The organism is Methanospirillum sp., from assembly GCF_028679455.1.
GTDB lineage: Archaea > Halobacteriota > Methanomicrobia > Methanomicrobiales > Methanospirillaceae > Methanospirillum.
Genome location: NZ_JAJRBM010000376.1, coordinates 1 through 2,649, shown reverse-complemented (window position 1 = coordinate 2,649; position 2,649 = coordinate 1). Strand labels below are relative to the sequence as shown.

At 41.9% G+C, this 2,649-nt stretch carries 4 protein-coding genes; 3 read left to right on the top strand and 1 reads right to left on the bottom strand.

Annotated elements, in window-relative coordinates:
- The coding region (locus LUQ50_RS12780) for an ATP-binding protein (protein ID WP_300040245.1) at positions 1-1,411 on the top strand (1,411 nt) is incomplete at its 5' end.
- Between the two features lie 21 nt (positions 1,412-1,432).
- On the top strand, positions 1,433-1,783 hold the full coding sequence (locus LUQ50_RS12775; RefSeq protein WP_300040243.1) for an STAS domain-containing protein: 351 nt from the start codon (positions 1,433-1,435) through the stop codon (positions 1,781-1,783).
- A gap of 13 nt (positions 1,784-1,796) precedes the next feature.
- Here LUQ50_RS12775 and LUQ50_RS12770 read toward each other — a convergent pair whose 3' ends face one another.
- On the bottom strand, positions 1,797-2,141 hold the full coding sequence (locus LUQ50_RS12770; RefSeq protein WP_300040241.1) for a hypothetical protein: 345 nt from the start codon (positions 2,139-2,141) through the stop codon (positions 1,797-1,799).
- A 140-nt stretch (positions 2,142-2,281) separates the two neighbouring features.
- On the opposite strand from LUQ50_RS12770, the gene LUQ50_RS12765 reads away from it, so the two are divergent.
- Positions 2,282-2,649: ATP-binding cassette domain-containing protein (locus tag LUQ50_RS12765; RefSeq protein WP_300040239.1), on the top strand; the 368-nt coding region annotated here is incomplete at its 3' end.

Sequence of the window (2,649 nt, the reverse complement as noted above, 5' to 3'; positions counted from 1 at the left end):
CCTGTATATTCCGTCAATAATCCTTGCAATCGTAAATATTTTTACCAATTATATCTTTGATGTGGGTTATGACCCATATTCGGCATTTTATTATTACACCCCGGCATTTAATAATCCCACATATATAATTGCTACAATATATTTTGTTGCCATCATGATCTGGGGTGTACTGGTCGGTTTTCATGCATACCTGCAGTCTGGAAGAGACAAATTCCGACGACAAAGCAGTTCATTAAGTGTCGGAATTCTTGTGGTAATCGGATTTGGATCGCAATCTGTAGCGATCCTCCCGATGTTCAATATTTACACACCCAATCTTGTTTTTATCGGTATAGTATTCTACTCCTGTGCAATAACCTATGCTATCCTGAAGTACGGGCTCTTTGTTTTAGGTCCTGAAACGGTTGCCACGAACATTATTAGGATAATGCCTGATGGCCTTATCCTGACAGACATGGATGACCGGATAATCATTGCGAATCAGTCTGTCCAGAAGATTTTCCCGGAGGAATGGAGAATGAACCATGGAAAACTTTCTGTTCCCCCCTTTCCCGAGCAGGTGTACCGGGATATCAAAAAGATAATCAGGGAAAATGAGATAGTGTCTGATTACGAGGTTATCCAGGAGAACGATGAACAAAAGAACCTGAGTATCTCTGGTTCACTGGTAAAGGATCCCTACGAGGAACCTGCAGGGATCATCCTGATCATCAGGGATATTACCGTGAGAAAAAAGGCCGAAAAGGCTCTCCGGGTGGCGACTGAAAAGATATCACTCCTGACAAGACTGACACGTCATGATATCAGCAACATGGTAACAGCATTATCCGGATATCTGGAGTTATTGCATGAACAGGTCAGTGAAGAACCTGCCAGGGAGTTACTCGTAAAGGCCATGGACCAGATCAACAGGATACGAAACCAACTCCTTTTTTCCCAGCAGTACCAGGATATCGGATTACACGAACCATCCTGGCTGCCCCTAGAGATGATGATCAAATCAGCGATACATGATATCAATTATGATATCAATTCAGGTCTTGTGGAGATATCCGTATCCGTCCCCCCGGTACTGGTATATACCGATCCCCTGTCTGTCAAAGTGATATTCAACCTGATCGACAATGCCATCAGACATGGAAACTGCGTTTCATGGATTCATATTACCTCAATCGAGAGAGAAGACCATGAATTTATTCTGGTAATTGAAGATAACGGAACCGGGATACCTGAAGAAGACAAGGAACGGATTTTTTGCCAGGGATTTGGAAAAAATACCGGTCTAGGGCTTACACTCTGCAGGGAGATATTGCATGTAACCGGTATTACTATCATTGAAAAAGGAATACCAGGTAAAGGAGCAAGGTTTGAGATACATATACCCCCGGACGTATGGAAAAAAACGGATTAATCCGAAAGAGATGAGATTAGAATGCTGGTAAAAATCGACAAACTGGGAAATATTACCATTGGTACAACCGGAAGAAGAATTGAGCATAATAATGCGCAGGAATATGAAAAGGAACTGATCGAGATACCCATCGGTATAAACCAGGCCCTGCTTCTGGATTTATCGGATACCGAATACCTGTCAAGTGCAGGATTACGGGTTTTTTTACTCCTTGGGAAGAAAATTTCAAGAACCGGGGGTAAATTCGGATTATGCTGCATCAGGCCCCCGGTGATGGACATCATAAAAACAGGGGGATTTTACCGCATTTTCAGGATATATCCTACAAGAGAAGATGGAATCTTGGATATCCTCTCCCCTGAGGATAATTAACTAAAGATCGATTTTACTCTTTTTTTGGTGAATTCACCGGTTTTATATCTTCATTATAGTAATCTATCCATGCTTCCTGGGCTTCCTGGGCAATTAATGTTTTTTTCAGGTACAGAAGCAGGGCACACAACACGAGCAGGTATGCACAGGATCTGGTGATGATCAGGGGAATTACCAGGATATCCTTAAGATCTATCAGGGTCATTCCGTGCGATACGGCAAACAGACCAAATGAGATGCCAATATACAGGGGAAGTTTTTCCCCACTTCGTTTCGTGCAAAGAATACCCAGTATCAGGATAATCACGCAAAGAATCAGGTTCACAACCAGTATGGGATCATTGGCAATCGTCACCATATATCTATACTATCTCTCAATACTCTTATATACGATATCAGGTTTTTTGCTTCTGATGACAGGAATTATGGATCAAAACATATCAGGATTACAAGGGGGGAATTGCATTATATTATTGGAAACAAAATATAAAGACGATCATGCCTCATGATTCAGGATCCCGGTCAGGAAAAGAGCCATTATTCATCGATTTCAAAAATATTTGCGTTGTAGCAGGAGAGAGAAATCTCCTCAATTCAGTTACCCTCAAGATTTACGATGGCGAACATATCGCCATCCTCGGACCGAACGGTTCTGGAAAATCATCACTTATAAAAACCATAATTCGGGAATATTATCCTGTTTATTCGAAATCGGGAACACGCTTCAGGATCTGGGGAGAGGATTCCTGGGATGTCTTTACCCTGAGATCACACTTTGGATTTGTATCTCAGGATCTCCAGTATACCTTCAACAGGAGTATTACCGGGCATGAAGTGATCTTATCTGGATTTTTCAGCAGCATAGG